Raw genomic sequence first — 17273 nt, forward strand, 5'->3', positions numbered from 1 at the left:
GCGTCTCAAACCAATTAAATCTAGCATGATAGCCTCAAAAAAGGGGGCGGGAAATATTTTCCGACCCCTTTTTTATGAAAATTTGGAAGATAATCCCAATCTCAAAATTTGGGATGACTCATGTTGATACCACAATACAAAATGACACTTTTTAGACGCAAAGCATTGCGTCTCTACTGGTGGATTTCTTCTTAAAATAATCACTAATATTTGCCTGAAAATTTGATTTTTAATATAGTTCATTACTCATTCAATAATCACTCAATTGGGCGTGATTCAAAGCTATTTAGGTTCCCTTAAATAACAGATACCAGCTAACAAATAACTTCTTCTCAATAACTCTTCATTTCATCTCTGCCCTGTTGATATCCCAACAAAATGAGTCTTTCTATATCGTCTTTATCAAATGACTGAATGTCGATATTCAAGGGCTGTTGTGGGCGAATGATTTTGAGTTTGATTCTTTTTTGACCTTTCAAAATGCCAGAAGTAGCACAGCTTCCATCTTCGGGTAAGCATTCATTTCTAAACTCAGCCCAGTCCAAATCGGCATTGAGACATTCGTTTACAGCAATATCCATCACCCTGTCTACCAGCGCCAGCAAATTGCCATAAGGAAAATACCCGCCGTCAAGCTTACGAGTATGGCAGGCAATGCAAACAATTTCATCGGCTCCATCATCAATAGCTTTTTTGACAGGAGCTACATCACGCATACCGCCATCGAGAAAAGCCATTTTTTTGTGATCACCAATATTGATCACAGGCATCAAAATCGGAATAGCCGACGATGCCATCACATAATCCAAGAAATGTTCATAGCTTGGATCGGCATAAACCATATTACCGTTGATAATATCGACCGCCCCAACTTTTAATAGTACAGGACTTGCATTGAGATTACGAAGGTGAATATTGTTATGAAGAATTTCCTTGAGCGGAGTAGTATCCAATAAACCTTCAAAGTTTCTTCGAATAGCACTCAAGCCTAATTCGTAGGTACCTCGTCGTAATGCCAGAGAGTCGGGTGTTACGATATTATTTGACCAAAATTGGCATAAATCTAAGGCTGTTTCTGTATAGTCAACGACGCCATTTTCAAGCATTTGTCTGCCTATAGCATTTACCAAATAGGAAGCATTCATACTGCCTGCCGAAACGCCATAAATTGCATCAGGATAAAAACCAGATTCAAATACCGCACGCACAACTCCAGTTTGATAAGCCCCTTTGACAGAACCACCTGCCAATACTAATATTTTACTCATAGTGGTGTTTCAATAATCTTGGTTCATAGTTAAATAATTAGCTAACTTTGGATATAGAGAAATGTAATCGTTTTTGACCGAGAAAGCTTCATTCTGTTCAATTAACAATGATAACTAAACTTGTTAATAATCAACAGGATACTTGTCATTTTTTTGAAATAATTTTATCCAGGCTAATAATTTTTTTAGGAAAAATAACATAACTAATAAGTTTTTGTAACAAAAAAACAGATACTTCCAACAAACTAAAATACAGTTTTTATGTTATAAAGTCAGGTTAAATGACCTGTTTTTTATCTAAATCGACTAATTTGCGTCGGAATTAAGAACGGTACCTGTCTTTGTCATAAAATATACCCAAACTAGGTGCCCAGCAATTGAACAAATGTCTTTATCAATCAAGGAAATACAAGCTCCCATCGCTGCCGAAATGGATGCCTTTGAAGGCAAATTTCGCCAGTTTATGAAAACGAAAGTGATGCTGTTGGACACAATCATGAATTATATTGTCCAACGCAAAGGGAAACAACTCCGACCTATGTTTGTATTCTTGTCGGCGGGAGTGTTTGGCAAAATCACTGAAGAAACCTATCGTGGTGCAGCACTTATCGAGCTTCTTCACACAGCTACGCTTGTGCACGATGATGTGGTAGATGACTCTAACTATCGCCGTGGTTTTTTCTCTGTAAATGCGCTTTGGAAAAATAAAATTGCGGTTTTAGTTGGTGATTATCTCCTTTCAAAAGGTTTACTATTGTCTATCGATCATGGGGATTTTGAGATGTTGAAAATCGTTTCAACAGCCGTTCGTGAAATGTCGGAAGGTGAACTTTTGCAAATTGAAAAGGCTCGCAAGTTGGATATTACTGAGGATATTTATTTTGAAATTATTCGTCAAAAAACGGCTACATTGATTGCTGCTTGTTGTGCAGCAGGGATGTCTTCGGCTGGTGCTAATGCCGAAACGGTAGAAAAAGCAAGATTGTTTGGAGAGAAAGTTGGTATTGCTTTTCAAATCAAAGACGACCTTTTTGACTATGGAGATGCCGAAATAGGTAAACCATTAGGCATTGACATTAAGGAAAAGAAAATGACTTTGCCGTTGATATATGCCCTTAATCAAGCAGATTGGAGCACCAAGCGTCATGTAATCAATACCATTAAAAACGATTCTGAGAATCCTAAAAAGGTAGCGGAGGTAATTGATTTTGTAAAAAAATCTGGTGGCTTGCAATATGCAACCGAAGTAATGCAAAATATTGTTCGCGAAGCACTCGCAATATTGGAATCATTCCCAGAATCTATCTATCGTACATCCTTGGCAGGTTTAGTTCAGTTTACAATAGAAAGAGCTAAATAGTCAAGTTTTCGTTGAGTGAATTGTGGTTGAGTGAATGAGTGATTATTTTTTATATGATTTTTACTTGTAGAAACCCAATACTTTGTCTTTAAAAATCCAATATCGAACCTGAATTTCCCCGAATTGTGGGACTAGGATGATTCTATAAATATCAAAAAAGCGCTCGAAAATTGTTTTTCGAGCGCTTTTTTTTATTAGGCACAAGGCGCAAATCATTGCGTCTTAAGACAAGTCATATCTAGCATGTTAATATTATATTTAAAAATCGTATCCTTGTTGATGAAATTGGAATTAGAGGATAATCACTCAATCAAGGATGAATCAGCTACTTGGATTCAGTCTTTTCTTTGGCTTCTGCCAATTTCCACCAAGGCAAATAGGGATAAGCATGATGCTCATGATGGTATCCAAAAAAGTAGCAAGTGAAAAAGGCAATCCAATGGTTTAAGCCTTGACTACGGGCTTTATGTTTATCGCTTGGGTCATGTTCACCTCTATGTGGTAGGTATGTGCCAAAATAAAATAACTGCAAAGTGCTCAAAATAGCAGGTACTTCCCAAAACAGGATTAGATTCCACATCGGGAATACTAATTTGAGTAAATTATAGGTAACCGCCATCAGAATAATTTGCCATATTGTAACATATTCTAAGGCAAACTTAAGATACCATCTAAAAAAATTACCTGCATAATAATCTGGATCTTGTTCACTCGCCGAATGCTTGTGATGCAAGTGATGTTTCGAGCTCAGTTTGTTGTAATTATTGAAGGCAAACAACGTAGCACAAAGCCAGCCTATCATATAATTAACCTTTGGGCGATGAGGCATTACCACACCATGAATGGCATCGTGTGCAGTGATAAATACACCCGTGTAGAGGTGCGTTTGTATCAATAGTCCCAAATAAATTAAAGGATCATCGAAACGAACCGAATAATGTAGGAAATACCAAAGATTTGCACCCCACAAGAGTAAAATCAGTGCGGCATAATATAAACCTTTATAATTTTTGAGTGAGTTCATATGGGTTAAACAAGTAAGACTATAACTTTGTTACAAACATCAAATGTAAAGTTAATTGTATTTTCATGGCTAAAATTGAAAAAAATCTCCAGCAAGCTATTCTTGATTTACCCCAAAAGGAAAAAGACAAACTTTTGATTCGCTTGATTGGAAAAGATAAGTTATTGATTGAAAAATTCGAGTTTGAATTACTAGAAGCAGGAGAAACCTTGCAAGAACGCAGGACAGATTTACATGAAGCCTTCGAAATGATGTATCATTCTTACATAACTTCTCCAAAAGCATTGCTTTATGAAGTTAGAAAAATGAGCAGCGCCATTACACGACATCTAAAAATTACAAAAGATAAATACGGGGAAGTAGAGCTTACCATTGCCCTTATCAAAGGATGCTTTGAACACAATACTTACATTGTTGAAAAATACAGTTCTTATGCAGATGCATTGTTGCAGTATTTAGCCAAACGAACAGAGGCTGTAGTTAAAAAAGTAGAGAAGTTACACCCCGACGAACAGTTTGATTTTCTGGAAAATCTTAATCTTCTTTTAAAGTACAATTACGAATATGCTACCGCTTACTATGCGAAGGAGCTAAAATTGCCTAAAAAATTTGATTAATTAGTATATTTCACACGAAAATGAGTGTGGTTGTATTACTATTTGTTAGAAAGATTTATTTTTATAAAAACAAATCACTCCCAACTCAGCTTCAAACTACCGCTAATGTTATTGATGAATTATAATTGCCTTACACTTCTATCTTGATAGAAGACCAGAACTAACACATGAAATATTATGTCTAACATTGTTGATGCTATTAAAAACTCTAACTATCTGTACATGGTAAAAATAGACCTAGAGGGTTTTATTACATATGTATCACCATATTTTCAAAAACGATTTGAGTACTTAGGTAAAAATTTGGTGGGGGTATTTAGTCTTGATACGGTCTATATTGATGATCATCAAAAATGTGCTGAGGTGATTCAGCTATGTTTTGCTGAGCCTGAAAAGCCCTTTCCTGTAGTATTGCGAAAACCTCATATTGCCAATAGTTTTCTTTGGACACAATGGGAATTTTCACTACAATTAAATGACAACAAAGAACCTCTGGAGATTCTTTGTATAGGACACGATATCACCCATGTGGAGGAGTTAAACGAGCAAACTATCAACATGAATGCTTTGTTGCTTGAACATCAAAATAAATATAGTAGCCTTTTTGAGTTATCGCCTGTAGGTATTGCCGTGAATTCGATGGACGGGCATTTTCTGGAAGTAAATACCGCCTTATCTAACATGACAGGATACTCTAAGTCAGAGCTTTTGAAGATAGACTATTGGACTTTAACTCCTCAATCTTATCAAGAACAGGAACAAGAACAGCTTAGGGGTTTGCATAACTTAGGAAGTTATGGCCCTTATGAGAAAGAATATATCCATAAAGATGGACATACCATTCCGATTCTATTAAATGGAAGACTTGTTATTGATAAACATGGCAAACCTCGTATTTGGTCAATTATTCAAGATATAAGTAAAGTAAAAGAGCGTGAGCAGATAATCATTGATCAAAATAGGAAACTCAAAGAGATTGCCTATACCCAATCACATGTAATCAGGCATCCTGTGGCTAATATCCTCGGGGCTGTGGATTTGTTAGAAAATGAAATTATTCCACCTAGTATTCAAGTATTGGTCGAAATGCTTAAAATTAGTGCTCAACAATTAGATGATATTATTCGTGAGACGGTACTTAAATCAAGAGCTCTCGAATCTAGCGAAGAAGAAATAAGCCAACTTCACACGAGAGACAGCGCTTAGTATGGCAAAAACTTTTCATCCATTCCAAAGCTCCCTGCGAGTCAGCCGCATTTTTGATTGGTAAGTGTAACTCTTGCCAAATAGCTAAAATGTGGTTTTTCTCGGGTTTAATTTCTTCCAACATAGCGATAGCTTTATCGACTAATATTGGCTCGTTTTTATATCTGCCATATCCTGCCATCAATGGTACAACGGTATTGATAAGGATATTTTCAAAAGAACTTTTTCCAAAACTTTTTACTCTTGTTTCAGTAGATTTTCCAAAGCGATAATGATTTTCCCAATAAGGAGAAGTGTTGATACTGAAAAGTGATTCTATAGTTTGGGTATCTTTAAAGTAGATCATTAAGGAAAAAAGATTCGCATTTTTCCCAATTAAGGCTGCCCATTGCGCTAACCTAACGGTCGGGAAATTGGCAGGTCGCATTCTCAAAAACTTCCATTCATGACTCTCAATCACAGGTTTGAGTTGATACTTGGCCGACAAAAATTTGAATTCCTGCTTCAAACTTCGTTGATAATCATCATTTTCCTCGATTACTTCGAGTAAACCTGCTACCCCAAATACCATGGCTTCTATCTGAAAAAGGTTATCTCGATGCTTATGAATACATTTGAGGGGTAAATTTTCGGCTAATCTCATAAAAGGTTCGGCATTGACCACAAAGCCAAAGTTTTTAGCCAGTAATCGATAAGCTACATCTTCCCAATCTTGATTACACTTAGCAAAAAGCTCCATAATATGATGAGCTTTCTTTTCAAGTCTCAGTAACAAGGCTTTATCTAGCATTCCTAGTTTTCGGATAAAAGGAACTTCTTCAAATTGTCCCTGACAGAGAATTTGAGTGGGTCTTGCCATAAAAGCTGAATAGGATTGTAACAAACGCACATCAATGAGGTCTTTTACAACCAAAGTGGGCATTATGGTGCCATCGTGGCGATATACCTCACGGTCATTTTCCCAAACTACGTGTAAAATAACATTGCCATACGACTGATCATGCTGATGTGTATGCTGTTCCCAGTCCGAAGATTTAAGGTGTATTTCCACACTTCCTATCCATTCGACAACACCAATTTGGATATGCGCTTCTAAGAAATCCGCTCCAGCGTGAGTGTTGTGATAGCCCACTTTCAATACTTGAATTGGTTCTGCTTGTGTGCTTACTAAAGAAAGGCTACTGAATTTCTGGAATTGCCAAACATGGTGTAAAAAGGCTTCTTGCATCATAATGAGGTGTTTGATAGATTAAGAACTAAAAGTTTGTAGTAAAAATAAAAAAATCTATCAAAATGCTCTACTTTTTGCAATACTTTCTCTAATTGTGTTAAAAAATAGGGAATGGTGTGTAAAACACCATTCCCTATAAAATCAAACGCTTAAATGTGATAAGGTAATTTTATTTTTCCAACTCAATCACCGTGTCTAATTCATCTCTTTGAGCTGGATTAATATCAAAAACAACGAAGTTGTTATCTAATTTTTGGAGCTTCACTGGTGTACCAGACTTAAAATATTTAGCCGTTTTGAATGCTACAGGTATTTTAATCATCCATTTATCTTCTTTTTGTTTTAATAAATGAAGATAAATTTTATTGCCTTTTTCGGTTACAGCTCCCCAATCTTGCGGACGAACAAAGCCACCTTGTGTGCCATAAATCGTCGAGCCATATACTTTCATGAAATCACCTACCTTGGCTAATCTTTCGACAAATTCTGGTTGTATTTCGCCATTTGGCATTGGTCCAACATTCAACAAAAAGTTGGCACCATAGCCTGCTGCTCTTACCAAGTAATCAACTAATTCTTTTGGCGTTTTGTAACTGTTATCTTTGATATTATATCCCCATGAGCCATTGAGTGTTTCGCAGGTTTCGAGAGGTAATTTACCAATTTCTTGTCCCGATAAACCCGATTTGTTTTCGCCAGGAAGATCACGCTCAAACATCTGGAAATCTTCACCATCAATTGGTAACAAATGGTGGTTGTTGCCAATCAAACATTGTGGTTGAAGTTTGTGTATCAGTGAATAAATTTCATCGTATTTCCAGTCTATTTTAGATTGTAAAGTTTTATCATGATCGTTGTCTAATTGGTCCCAGTGTCCATCAAACCAGATGGTCGATACCTCTCCATACTTGGTAAGTAATTCAGTTAGTTGATTTTTCATAAACTGCAAATAGCTGACATAGTTACTTTTTTCGGTACGTCCTGTGCCTTTGCCTGTTTTACCAGTTTCGTAAGGATAATCGGTGCGATACCAATCTAATAGCGAATAATAAAAACATATTTTGATGCCCTGCTTATGGCATTCGTCAGCGATTTCTTTTACAATATCTCTTTTAAAAGGGGTGTTTGCAATGCCCCAGTCAGAATATTGCGTATGAAAATTACTAAAGCCATCATGGTGGCGAGTAATGAGGGTAATATATTTCATACCAGCGTTTTTGGCGATACCGACCCATGTTTTTGCATCAAAATCAACTGGATTAAAAGCTCTTTGAAGTCTTTGATAATCTTTTATTTTGATATTTTTGTTGTTCATAACCCATTCACCATCGCCCAAAACACTTGATGAGCCCCAGTGGATGAACATTCCAAAGCGGGCTTCATCAAATGCTTGGCGAGCTTTGAGATTTTCGGGAGTAGGCACATATTTTTGTGCAAAAATGGATGTCGCTGCTAGAAAACAACACAGTAAAGCAGTTGTAATTTTTTTCATTTTTATAATAGTTTGTAAAGATAATTTGGTGTTTTTAAAAGATATTTTTATCGGAAAATACCCATACATTTATGGATAAGTATGGGTAATAAATGACGTGGAATAGACCTTTGTTTTGATTATTAATTGATGTCTTGTGTGGTACGTCTAAAGACTTGTGCCTATTTCTGCCCATTATTTTGATACCTATTGTACAGAGATAGATACTTTGCTACCTATCTCTATTACTTTTATATAAATTTCATTTATCTCAATATATGAGTTTAGATACAAAATCTTATCAGGTTGTGGGGGCTGTTTGGATTGAAAAATCTGATGGTACCGACCGATTTTTAGGAAAAGGAAGAATCCAGTTGATGGAATTGATCATCGAACATGGCTCCATTTCACAAGCAGCAAAAGCCATGAATATGTCTTACAAAAGAGCATGGGAATTGATTAATTCGATGAATGTTCAGTCTGCAAAGCCATTTGTGATTACTCAAGTTGGAGGAAAAAGAGGCGGAGGGGCAGTAGTCACAGAAGAAGGCATAAAAGCCATTGCTGAATACAAAGACTTGCAAGCAAGGTTTATTGAGTTTTTGGAACAAGAATCTAAAGCTTTTAATCAAAAAACTCACACCTTGGGAATCGTTTAAATAATCTCATTTTTCTTTTATGCTTCGCTATGTATTGTCTTTTCAATTCGTACGCTATATTTTTACAAAAATAACGAAAAGGTATCTCTAAAGAATTTATAAAATATTTCTACAAAACTCAGGGCTACCTATTTTTGGCGAGGATATAAAGCATTTACAACACTTAAGTAATCGTGCAGAAAAAGATTTAAGTTTTTTGTTGAAGGCATAAGGCAACAGGCACAAGGCAAAGAGTGTAAAAATGTTTTTTATTACCCAGAGCCATGCTTTTTTCCAAAGCTCATCGCCGAAAGCTGATACCTGAAAGCCATAGGCACAAAAATTAATTTTTATTTTGCCCACTAACTTAATTTAACTCATGGATATTTCCCAAATGATCTTAATGCTGGCGATGCTGGCAACAGTGGCTTTTTTATATGCTTCGGTAGGGCATGGTGGGGCGAGTGGGTATCTTGCTGTGATGGCATTGTTGGGTTTTGCTCCAGCATTGATGAAATCCTCTGCACTGATTATGAATTTGGCAGTGTCATTGTTTTCTTTTATTGGTTTCTATCGTGCGGGTCATTTCAAAATTAAGCTTTTTTGGCCTTTCGCTGTTGCCAGTATCCCAATGTCATTTTTAGGGGCAACTTATACACTTCCTGATAGTATCTATAAAAAAATCTTAGCCGTATGTATTCTTATCTCAATTGTAAGAATGCTAGTGAAATTCGAAAAATCTGAGCATGAGGTAAAGGAAATCCCATTGTTTGGCGCCTTGTTGACTGGTGCAGCTATTGGACTTTTATCTGGAATGATTGGTATTGGCGGAGGCATTATCCTCAGTCCAGTAATGCTGGTAATGGGCTGGGCAACACTCAAGCAGACGGCTGCTGTGTCGGCATTATTTATCTTTGTCAACTCCGTTTCTGGGCTAATTGGAGCTATCTCAAAAGGAACGTTGGTAATTCAGCCTGATTTGATTTATGCAGTGATGGCAACTGTCGTAGGAGGGACGATTGGGGCGTATTATGGAAGTCATCGCTTCAACATACCAACGCTACGTTATATGTTGGCACTAGGGCTAGTGATTGCTTGTTTGAAGCTTATATTTACCTAGATAGTTGTGAGTTTTGAATTGTGAATTGTGAATGGTGAATTATGAATGTAAAGTGTTATTTATCAGTATCTTATCTTAAGAGTTGAAATTGCCCTAAATGTGAAATATTGATAATTAAAAATTTATATTCACAATTCACCACTCACCATTCAGCATTGATACTCAAATTCTACTGAATCATCATTGGTCGTGCGGCACGTCCTTCTGACTGAGCAAAAATTTGATAACCAATAATCTCAAGATTTTCTTTTCCTGTGAACGAAGCAGCTTGATATTCACTTAGTACTTTTAAGTAGGTGTTATCAAAGCTGTTATTGACAAAATAGTTGAATGAGAATGTTGGTTCAGCACTAAACAAGAATATAATTTTCTGTATCTTATTTTGCGCTTTAGCCGCTCTCCCTAACCATTGTAAACGGCTTTTCATATAGCTAAATGTAGGAGTTGTTTGGTAATCGTGTACCAATATTCGGTCTGTATTTGAAACTATCCCTGTTGCCTGCGTCAACTCCTGACCCGTAGGATTTTGAAACCAACCTATGTATGTTTCTGTAGGTATTGGCTTTGTTTGAGCATCTCCCCAAGCATTAATTCCTTGTAATTCTTTAAGGTAGTTTTTAAAGGTTGCAGCTTTATTCCACCATTCAAGTTCTAAGTTGGCATAATCAAATTTTTCAAGGGTATCCGTACGATTCGTATTATAATTACTGATGATAGTTGCAAAGGCATTTGCTGAGCCCATGCAGGCGGTAACGGTAGTAATGCCATATTGTGTACGTGCTTTACGAATGAATGCCGCCACTTTAGGGTACCCCGCAGATGTTGCTAATAAGGTGTACAAATCATAGCAAGTAACCGTGGTAAAATTGTTGTATTGACACCATTGGAGTAAAGCGTTTTCTTTACCTTGATCGCCGACAATATACTTCAAACTGTCGAGATACACACCTCTGTATATTGAGCTTAGGTCAATTTTGAGACCATTGTGTTCAGGGCTCGATGGCTCCATCGATAGGTCTTCGCTACATTGTGTAAACAAAAAGACGGAGGATAGCAGAATAATAAATAGATAGTGATTTTTCATGAGTATAAAATTTTATGGGCTTTGTAACTCTAAAATAGACATTGGAAATCACTATTCCAAATACATTAGTGCTCAAAAATGGTTATGATTGATATAAATCATATTTTAAAATTTGCACTTTATTGATAGAGAGTCTGTTGAACATGATAAAGTAGTTTTGTATGAGAGTATTAAATAATTATGAGTGAATGAAAATTAGTTATAGGTGCAGAACGGTATCTGTTGTTACATATAATTATAATAGCACTAAAACAAAAAAAATCTTAGCCTGAGAAGACTAAGATTTTTTTTGAAAATTCTATGAATAAAAATTCAGCTAATGAAATTAATTACCGAACTTAATTTTATCCTTAGGAATTAGTTTCTATAAAGTACTGCCTTTACTGCATCAACTGTACGTTGAACGCTTGGCAAAATCTCATCGATAAGCGTTGGTGCATATGGAAGAGGTAAGTCTTTTGAGTTTACACGGATTACTGGAGCATCCATATAATCAAATGCCCAACGTTGAATATTGTAAGCAATCTCAGAAGAAAGAGCAGCAATAGGGTTAGCTTCTTCAACTACTACACAACGGTTGGTTCTCTTCACAGAAGCAAGAACTGTTTCATAATCGATAGGACGAACAGTTCTCAAGTCGATTACTTCAGCATTGATACCCATTTTAGTTAATTCAGCAACTGCTGGCATAACTACACGTGGCAACATTTTACCGAAAGTTACAATTGTAACATCAGTACCTTCTTTCACAATGTTTGCTTTTCCGATAGGAATAAGATATTCGCCATCTGGAACAAGTCCTTTGTCACCGTACATCAATTCAGACTCCATGAAAATAACAGGGTCATTATCACGAATAGAAGCTTTCAAAAGTCCTTTTGCATCAGCAGGGTTAGAAGGCACAACTACTTTCAAACCTGGCGTGTTAGCAAACCAGTTTTCGAAGTTTGAAGAGTGTTGTGAAGACAACTGACCAGCATTACCTGTAGGTCCACGGAAAACCATTGGACAAGAATACTGACCACCTGACATTGACATCATTTTGGCAGCAGAGTTGATAATTTGGTCAATAGCTACCAATGAGAAGTTGAATGTCATGAATTCAACGATAGGACGCAAACCATTAGCGGCAGCACCTACAGCGATCCCTGCAAAACCTAGCTCGGCAATTGGCGTGTCAATTACTCGGTCTGGACCGAATTCATCCAACATTCCTTGCGAAACTTTATAAGCACCATTGTATTCGGCTACTTCTTCTCCCAGTAAAAAAACTGATTGGTCACGACGCATTTCTTCGTTCATGGCTTCACGAAGAGCCTCTCTGAATTGTATTTCTCTCATTTGTTTAAGATAATTCTAGGATATTTAGGACGCTATGCGTTAAAAATTAGATTCTTGTTATATTAAAAAACCGTCTGTAAAATTAGGCAAGAATATTGGAACAGACAAGCGGGTTTAGCAACTAAGCCAGTAACATTATTCAAGAAACCTCAAATAGCTGATATTTGTTAGTTTTTGAAAACACTTATTTTCAGAAAAGTCGCTTTTATGCCCTAAAACTGACGTATGGATATTAAAATCTGCTATTTAATAAAACCAAAAAATAGATATTTTTACTCATTTACCATAAAAGTATTCCGCAATATTGTCATCACAAAAGTTTACTTCCTGTAAATTTGAGGGCTTTTTAAATGAAAATACAACGGAAAAAAGAACAAGAGAGTTTCCATTCCAAATCTAAGAAGAAAATGCAAGACCTTAAAGTTACGCTTATACAAACAGAACTATATTGGGAAAATCCCATAGCGAATTTGGCTATGCTAGAAGAAAAGATAGCACAAATAGAGGAGGAAACCGATTTGATTGTATTGCCAGAAATGTTTAGCACAGCTTTTTCGATGAATACAACGCTTGCAGAACCCATGAATTTGACCACCTTCAAGTGGATGAAACAACAAGCTGCTCAAACAAAAGCTGTGATTTTGGGTAGCGTGATGATTCGGGAGGGCGAGAAGGTCTTTAATCGTATGATTTGGATGCAACCTGACGGACAATTTCAGACCTATGATAAGCGTCATTTGTTTAGAATGGGCAACGAACATAACCACTATGAAGGAGGTAACAAACGATTAGTAGCCACGCTAAAAGGCTGGAAGATTTGTCCTTTGATTTGCTACGATTTACGTTTTCCTGTATGGTCGCGCAATGTTGCTCAGGAATATGATGTGCTGATATATGTTGCCAATTGGCCTGCTGCGAGGGCTTATCCTTGGAAATCTTTGCTTGTAGCTCGTGCCATCGAAAATCAAAGCTATGTAGTTGGGGTAAATCGAGTGGGGAAAGATGGAAATGATTATGCTTTTTCGGGAGATTCGGCGGTGCTTAATTTTAAAGGAGAATATCTTTTTGAAAAAAGTAATGAAGAAGCTGTTGTAACGATTATACTTCCAAAAGATGATTTGAATGCATTTAGAACGCAATTTCCAGCCTATTTGGATGCTGACAAGTTTGAAATATTTGATTAAAATAAAGATGTATCATCTTTATTTGAGTGATTTAGTGATTGAACATAATCACTAAATCACTCAATTACTAAATTAGGCTACCCTGAAGGTTTTAACCTTCCTAAACCGTTAATTTACGGAAAGTATCCTCTAACGATTGTCCGTTTTGTACCAATGTCGATAGTGCTTGGTTCTCTACGATTTTACCCTTGTTGATAATCACGACTCTGTCACAGATAGCCTCTACCTCTTGCATAATGTGTGTAGAGAATACCACTGTTTTTTCTTTTCCAATATTTTTGATAACCTGACGAATCTCAACGAGCTGATTGGGATCGAGACCTGTTGTAGGCTCATCTAAAATCAAAACTTTTGGGTCATGGATCAAGGCTTGGGCTAACCCTACACGCTGACGGTAGCCTTTTGAAAGCTGACCAATTTTTTTCTTTTGCTCAATTTGTAAACCCACCAACTCAATCACCTCTTCAATTCTGCGCGTCAGTTGATGGCCTTTGATTTGGTAAATGCCCCCAATAAAACTCAAAAATTCCTTGACATACATATCCAAATAAAGTGGATTGTGCTCAGGGAGGTAACCAATATTTCTACGCACTTCTTTTGACGACTTTTGTACATCATAACCACATACTTCTACAGAACCTTCAGTGGCAGGTATATAACAAGTCGCGATTTTCATGGTAGTGGATTTTCCTGCACCATTAGGTCCGAGAAAACCAACAATTTCACCTTGATTAACCTCAAAAGAAATATTGTCAACAGCTTTTTGCTGCCCGTAAATTTTGGTAAGATTTTGAATTTTGATAGACATTCTAGCGTATTGTTGAATGATTGATGAGTGTTTTTGTGAATTTATTCACAAAAAATTTAGGTAAAATGACTAGTACAGATCTTGATTCTACATACTAATCAACCACTCATTTATTGCATGTTTTATGAAAACATTCCTCCTAAATCCAAGCCTGGGATATTTGGAAGAAGTCCATTAGTGGCTTGTTGTAGGTGCTCTTTGATTTTGCCTTCGATATTACCCATGGCAATGTTAGTAGCTGCTACAATCAAATCTTGTACCACTTCACGGTCAGAAGGTTTTAATAAATCTTCATCGATTTCAACATTTAGCAATTGCTTTTTCCCGTTGATGGTTACCTTTACCATACCACCACCAGCTTCACCAGTTTCAACGATTGTTCCCAATGTTTCTTGTGCTTCTTTCATTTTTGCTTGAAGGTCTTTGACCTTTCCAAGCATTCCCATCATGTCGAACATAACTTATTTGCTTTGTTTTGGATAATCAAAAATTGGTTCATGAGCCCATGCTCATTTGGACTTGCAAGTTACAATTCTTCCCTCAAGTCACCAAAAACGTTACTAAATGAAACCACTTAGTAAACTACCACAATACTTCCTTCTTTAGTGATGATATTGCCAGAAAGGTCTTCGACTTGAATCTGAAAGACATAACTTCCTGCTGGTACTTTATTGCCATTTGAACTTGTTCCGTCCCAACCTAACTGTGAATTACTTTGATAGTTGGTGTTTTCTATAAATGAAATCAAATTACCCCAACGGTCAAAAATAGACATTTTTGTAGCCTTTATAAATCGACCTTGAATATAGAAGGTATCATTGAGCCCATCGCCATTAGGCGTAAATGCCTGTGCTGAAAGCGCCAACGAAGGACGTTGATATTCTATATAGTTAGAAAGTGTAGTAGGAGGATAGCTAGTCGGATAGCCCTCAATCGCTAAATAAATGGTTTGTCCCTCTGCTTCAGGAATGTTTAAAGTAGAAAGGTTGAGTGAATTTCTTGTGCTTGTATAAGGCAAACCAGACCCTGAGGTATTAATAGGAAGCCCTGTACTGGGGTTTACTCTGAAAACTTTATATTCTGTGATAGGATCTGTAAAAGAGCTTTCGGGAGACCAAATCAATGAAGAGCCTTGCATTTGAGCAAAAATGGGGCAAATCTTAGAGGACGGCTGAGACTCGCCACAGCCACCTGTCCATGTCATATAGAAACAATACTGCTGAGCACTTGGATTGACCGAAGTGTCATCCCAAAAAGCACTCGTACCCGAATGTACTTTAGTATAATTGCCATTGATGCTGTTGGCACGGTAGTAGTTAAAAGCCGTGAATGTTGGTAAATCATTTCCTTCTTTTTCCAAAGACGTTATTCGAATCGATTGTCCACCAATGACGGTACTACCTAATTTACCTAGAGGCGTTGGAGGAACGGAAGTGTTTTTTAGTTTTAGTAAATTGGAAATGGATTTGAATTGGTAATTAGTTACGACCTTATAGGTGTATTCTTCTCCACAAATAACATCTGTATCATCATACAAATTACTACCAATACTCGTAATGTTCTTTACAAGTGATTCAGTGCCAGATGCATCTACTTTGAATACATCGTATGAACGAAAAGTGTTGCCAAGTAGGTTACCTTGTGCTACTGACCAAATAATGGTGTTACCTCCTTGCTTGGTATCGCCCCTGAGTGGTGTGGTACAAATTTCGTTGGTACTTTCAACAGTCTTTTCATTGCATACGTCAAAGGCATTTACTTTAAAGCAATATTGCTTGGTAGGGTCAGGAACGGTTAAGTTCTTGATTGCAAAAGCTGTAGCAGTTGGAGTATACGTTAAAGCGGGTGTTCCTGAAGTATTGTAAGTAGATTGAACAGCAGGGTCACGCATCCAAATTTTATGTTCAATATCCGCTGTGGCAAATGTATTTAATGTAACCTCTGAAGCGTTTGTTGTACTTCCAAGTATAATTTCACCCAACAGAGGTGGAAGTGGTGTTGAGACGGTGGTGAGGGTTCTTGAGTCTGATTTTACACAACCGCCCACTTTATTTGTTCCAGATATTTCTAAATCATAAGATTGAAAGCCGCTACTTATAGTTAGTGGGATTGAGTAGGGGTAACTGTTTATACCAGAACGTGTAGTACCTCTTGGTACACTTCCCAGCGGAGTAACAGAATAAGTATAAGAATCAATCAACTTATTTGATGGTTCATCGAGCAAAACAATCGTAACTTCTTTTTGTGATGTACCAGCAACATCACACATTTTTACGGTGTATTTGGGTTTCTCCAAGTCTACGACCTGAATAACCTGACATGCATAATAGCCTGTCCCGTTGTTACTACCAAAACTTTTGATAAAATATATGCCTGGCGTGGCTGGCGCTGTAGTTGTGATAGAGTTGCTAGTACTTGGTACCGCAATTGCATTAGAGGTAGAAAGGACGGTTGCGTTTTGAGTAATTTCAAAAGAACGTGATTGCCCACCACTTACTAAATCTTTTAAGGTAAGTGTTTGTTGCGGGCATACTTTCAAGGGTATATTATTGACTGCTATGGGGTTGTTATCGCCATCCGAGTTTACAGGGTCAGTATCAATATTATTGATAGAAAAAACACCTCTGTCATCACTCAAAGGCGCATTGGGGCATTGTCCTAAAGCAACTTCATTAAAAGTTACCAGTAGAAAAAGAAAAAAAATATTTCGAGTAAAGTATGTAGTAAATGAATGAATCATAATGGTTAATATCTTCAAAAATCAACTTAGGATAAGATTAAATAAAGGTAGTAGCAATAACTATGCTAATTATGTATATAAGCGTAAATAGATAGGAGAGAAGAGGAAGATAATCTATCAACGAATGAGGTGCGATTTTATGATAAATATACAAAAAATATCACCTTTGTGAGTAAGCCTG

The 17273-nt window shown here is 36.8% G+C and carries 14 protein-coding genes and 1 pseudogene; 6 read left to right on the plus strand and 9 right to left on the minus strand.

Translation table 11 applies throughout. The features are described from left to right. Positions 1 to 332 precede the first annotated feature (332 nt). Positions 333 to 1268, minus strand: a complete 936-nt coding sequence (locus BWI92_RS01040) for a patatin-like phospholipase family protein (RefSeq protein WP_095160273.1) — start codon at positions 1266 to 1268, stop codon at positions 333 to 335. Positions 1269 to 1653: 385 nt separating this feature from the next. Here BWI92_RS01040 and BWI92_RS01045 point away from each other — a divergent pair, with 385 nt between their 5' ends. Next, positions 1654 to 2628, plus strand: a complete 975-nt coding sequence (locus BWI92_RS01045) for a polyprenyl synthetase family protein (RefSeq protein WP_095160274.1) — start codon at positions 1654 to 1656, stop codon at positions 2626 to 2628. Between the two features lie 325 nt (positions 2629 to 2953). On the opposite strand, the gene BWI92_RS01050 is transcribed toward BWI92_RS01045, so the two are convergent. Next, complete coding sequence (locus tag BWI92_RS01050) at positions 2954 to 3652, minus strand: fatty acid desaturase (RefSeq protein ID WP_095160275.1); 699 nt, start codon at positions 3650 to 3652, stop codon at positions 2954 to 2956. Between the two features lie 65 nt (positions 3653 to 3717). Here BWI92_RS01050 and BWI92_RS01055 point away from each other — a divergent pair, with 65 nt between their 5' ends. Next, positions 3718 to 4269, plus strand: coding sequence for a hypothetical protein (locus tag BWI92_RS01055; RefSeq protein WP_095160276.1), 552 nt, complete (start codon positions 3718 to 3720; stop codon positions 4267 to 4269). A gap of 177 nt (positions 4270 to 4446) precedes the next feature. Further along, positions 4447 to 5475, plus strand: a complete 1029-nt coding sequence (locus BWI92_RS01060; RefSeq protein ID WP_095160277.1) for a PAS domain S-box protein — start codon at positions 4447 to 4449, stop codon at positions 5473 to 5475. Here the strand turns inward: BWI92_RS01060 and BWI92_RS01065 are convergent. Both BWI92_RS01065 and BWI92_RS01070 read right to left on the minus strand, forming a co-directional pair. After that, a complete protein-coding gene (locus BWI92_RS01065; protein ID WP_095160278.1) occupies positions 5429 to 6706 on the minus strand; it encodes a DUF2851 family protein in 1278 nt (425 codons plus the stop codon). The genes BWI92_RS01060 and BWI92_RS01065 overlap by 47 nt on opposite strands. 169 nt (positions 6707 to 6875) lie before the next feature. Then, on the minus strand, positions 6876 to 8198 hold the full coding sequence (locus tag BWI92_RS01070) for an alpha-L-fucosidase (protein ID WP_095160279.1): 1323 nt from the start codon (positions 8196 to 8198) through the stop codon (positions 6876 to 6878). Between the two features lie 257 nt (positions 8199 to 8455). On the opposite strand from BWI92_RS01070, the gene BWI92_RS01075 reads away from it, so the two are divergent. Both BWI92_RS01075 and BWI92_RS01080 read left to right on the plus strand, forming a co-directional pair. Further along, entirely contained in the window at positions 8456 to 8836 is a 381-nt protein-coding gene (locus BWI92_RS01075; RefSeq protein WP_095160280.1) for a winged helix-turn-helix domain-containing protein, read from the plus strand. A gap of 358 nt (positions 8837 to 9194) precedes the next feature. Then, complete coding sequence (locus tag BWI92_RS01080; protein WP_095160281.1) at positions 9195 to 9935, plus strand: sulfite exporter TauE/SafE family protein; 741 nt, start codon at positions 9195 to 9197, stop codon at positions 9933 to 9935. 169 nt (positions 9936 to 10104) lie between these two features. Here the strand turns inward: BWI92_RS01080 and BWI92_RS01085 are convergent, their stop codons facing one another. Together BWI92_RS01085 and BWI92_RS01090 are read right to left on the minus strand one after the other, a co-directional pair. Further along, positions 10105 to 11019 (minus strand): hypothetical protein, encoded by a 915-nt coding sequence (locus BWI92_RS01085; RefSeq protein ID WP_141234663.1) that lies wholly within the window; start codon positions 11017 to 11019, stop codon positions 10105 to 10107. A gap of 357 nt (positions 11020 to 11376) precedes the next feature. After that, positions 11377 to 12360, minus strand: a complete 984-nt coding sequence (locus tag BWI92_RS01090) for a pyruvate dehydrogenase complex E1 component subunit beta (protein WP_095160283.1) — start codon at positions 12358 to 12360, stop codon at positions 11377 to 11379. A 407-nt stretch (positions 12361 to 12767) separates the two neighbouring features. Between BWI92_RS01090 and BWI92_RS01095 the strand changes: the two genes are divergently transcribed. Continuing rightward, positions 12768 to 13544 carry an amidohydrolase gene (locus BWI92_RS01095; RefSeq protein WP_095160284.1) on the plus strand — a complete coding sequence of 259 codons (777 nt, stop codon included), beginning with the start codon at positions 12768 to 12770 and terminating at the stop codon, positions 13542 to 13544. A 151-nt stretch (positions 13545 to 13695) separates the two neighbouring features. Here BWI92_RS01095 and gldA read toward each other — a convergent pair. The 3 genes and pseudogenes from gldA to BWI92_RS01110 all read right to left on the minus strand — a co-directional run. Beyond that, a pseudogene (gene gldA, locus BWI92_RS01100) lies at positions 13696 to 14352 on the minus strand (gliding motility-associated ABC transporter ATP-binding subunit GldA); the annotation flags it as partial. Between the two features lie 122 nt (positions 14353 to 14474). Beyond that, complete coding sequence (locus tag BWI92_RS01105) at positions 14475 to 14810, minus strand: YbaB/EbfC family nucleoid-associated protein (RefSeq protein WP_095160286.1); 336 nt, start codon at positions 14808 to 14810, stop codon at positions 14475 to 14477. 116 nt (positions 14811 to 14926) lie between these two features. Beyond that, entirely contained in the window at positions 14927 to 17092 is a 2166-nt protein-coding gene (locus BWI92_RS01110) for a gliding motility-associated C-terminal domain-containing protein (protein WP_095160287.1), read from the minus strand. Between the last annotated feature and the right edge of the window lie 181 nt (positions 17093 to 17273).

The sequence above is a fragment of the Flectobacillus sp. BAB-3569 genome (assembly GCF_002270355.1).
Taxonomy (GTDB): Bacteria; Bacteroidota; Bacteroidia; order Cytophagales; family Spirosomataceae; genus Flectobacillus; species Flectobacillus roseus.

Bases quoted from the DNA above. Each gene is read 5' to 3' on its own strand.
- BWI92_RS01040 (WP_095160273.1), bottom strand. From the start codon at position 1,268: ATGAGTAAAATATTAGTATTGGCAGGTGGTTCTGTCAAAGGGGCTTAT.
- BWI92_RS01045 (WP_095160274.1), top strand. From the start codon at position 1,654: ATGTCTTTATCAATCAAGGAAATACAAGCTCCCATCGCTGCCGAAATG.
- BWI92_RS01050 (WP_095160275.1), bottom strand. From the start codon at position 3,652: ATGAACTCACTCAAAAATTATAAAGGTTTATATTATGCCGCACTGATT.
- BWI92_RS01055 (WP_095160276.1), top strand. From the start codon at position 3,718: ATGGCTAAAATTGAAAAAAATCTCCAGCAAGCTATTCTTGATTTACCC.
- BWI92_RS01060 (WP_095160277.1), top strand. From the start codon at position 4,447: ATGTCTAACATTGTTGATGCTATTAAAAACTCTAACTATCTGTACATG.
- BWI92_RS01065 (WP_095160278.1), bottom strand. From the start codon at position 6,706: ATGATGCAAGAAGCCTTTTTACACCATGTTTGGCAATTCCAGAAATTC.
- BWI92_RS01070 (WP_095160279.1), bottom strand. From the start codon at position 8,198: ATGAAAAAAATTACAACTGCTTTACTGTGTTGTTTTCTAGCAGCGACA.
- BWI92_RS01075 (WP_095160280.1), top strand. From the start codon at position 8,456: ATGAGTTTAGATACAAAATCTTATCAGGTTGTGGGGGCTGTTTGGATT.
- BWI92_RS01080 (WP_095160281.1), top strand. From the start codon at position 9,195: ATGGATATTTCCCAAATGATCTTAATGCTGGCGATGCTGGCAACAGTG.
- BWI92_RS01085 (WP_141234663.1), bottom strand. From the start codon at position 11,019: ATGAAAAATCACTATCTATTTATTATTCTGCTATCCTCCGTCTTTTTG.
- BWI92_RS01090 (WP_095160283.1), bottom strand. From the start codon at position 12,360: ATGAGAGAAATACAATTCAGAGAGGCTCTTCGTGAAGCCATGAACGAA.
- BWI92_RS01095 (WP_095160284.1), top strand. From the start codon at position 12,768: ATGCAAGACCTTAAAGTTACGCTTATACAAACAGAACTATATTGGGAA.
- BWI92_RS01105 (WP_095160286.1), bottom strand. From the start codon at position 14,810: ATGTTCGACATGATGGGAATGCTTGGAAAGGTCAAAGACCTTCAAGCA.
- BWI92_RS01110 (WP_095160287.1), bottom strand. From the start codon at position 17,092: ATGATTCATTCATTTACTACATACTTTACTCGAAATATTTTTTTTCTT.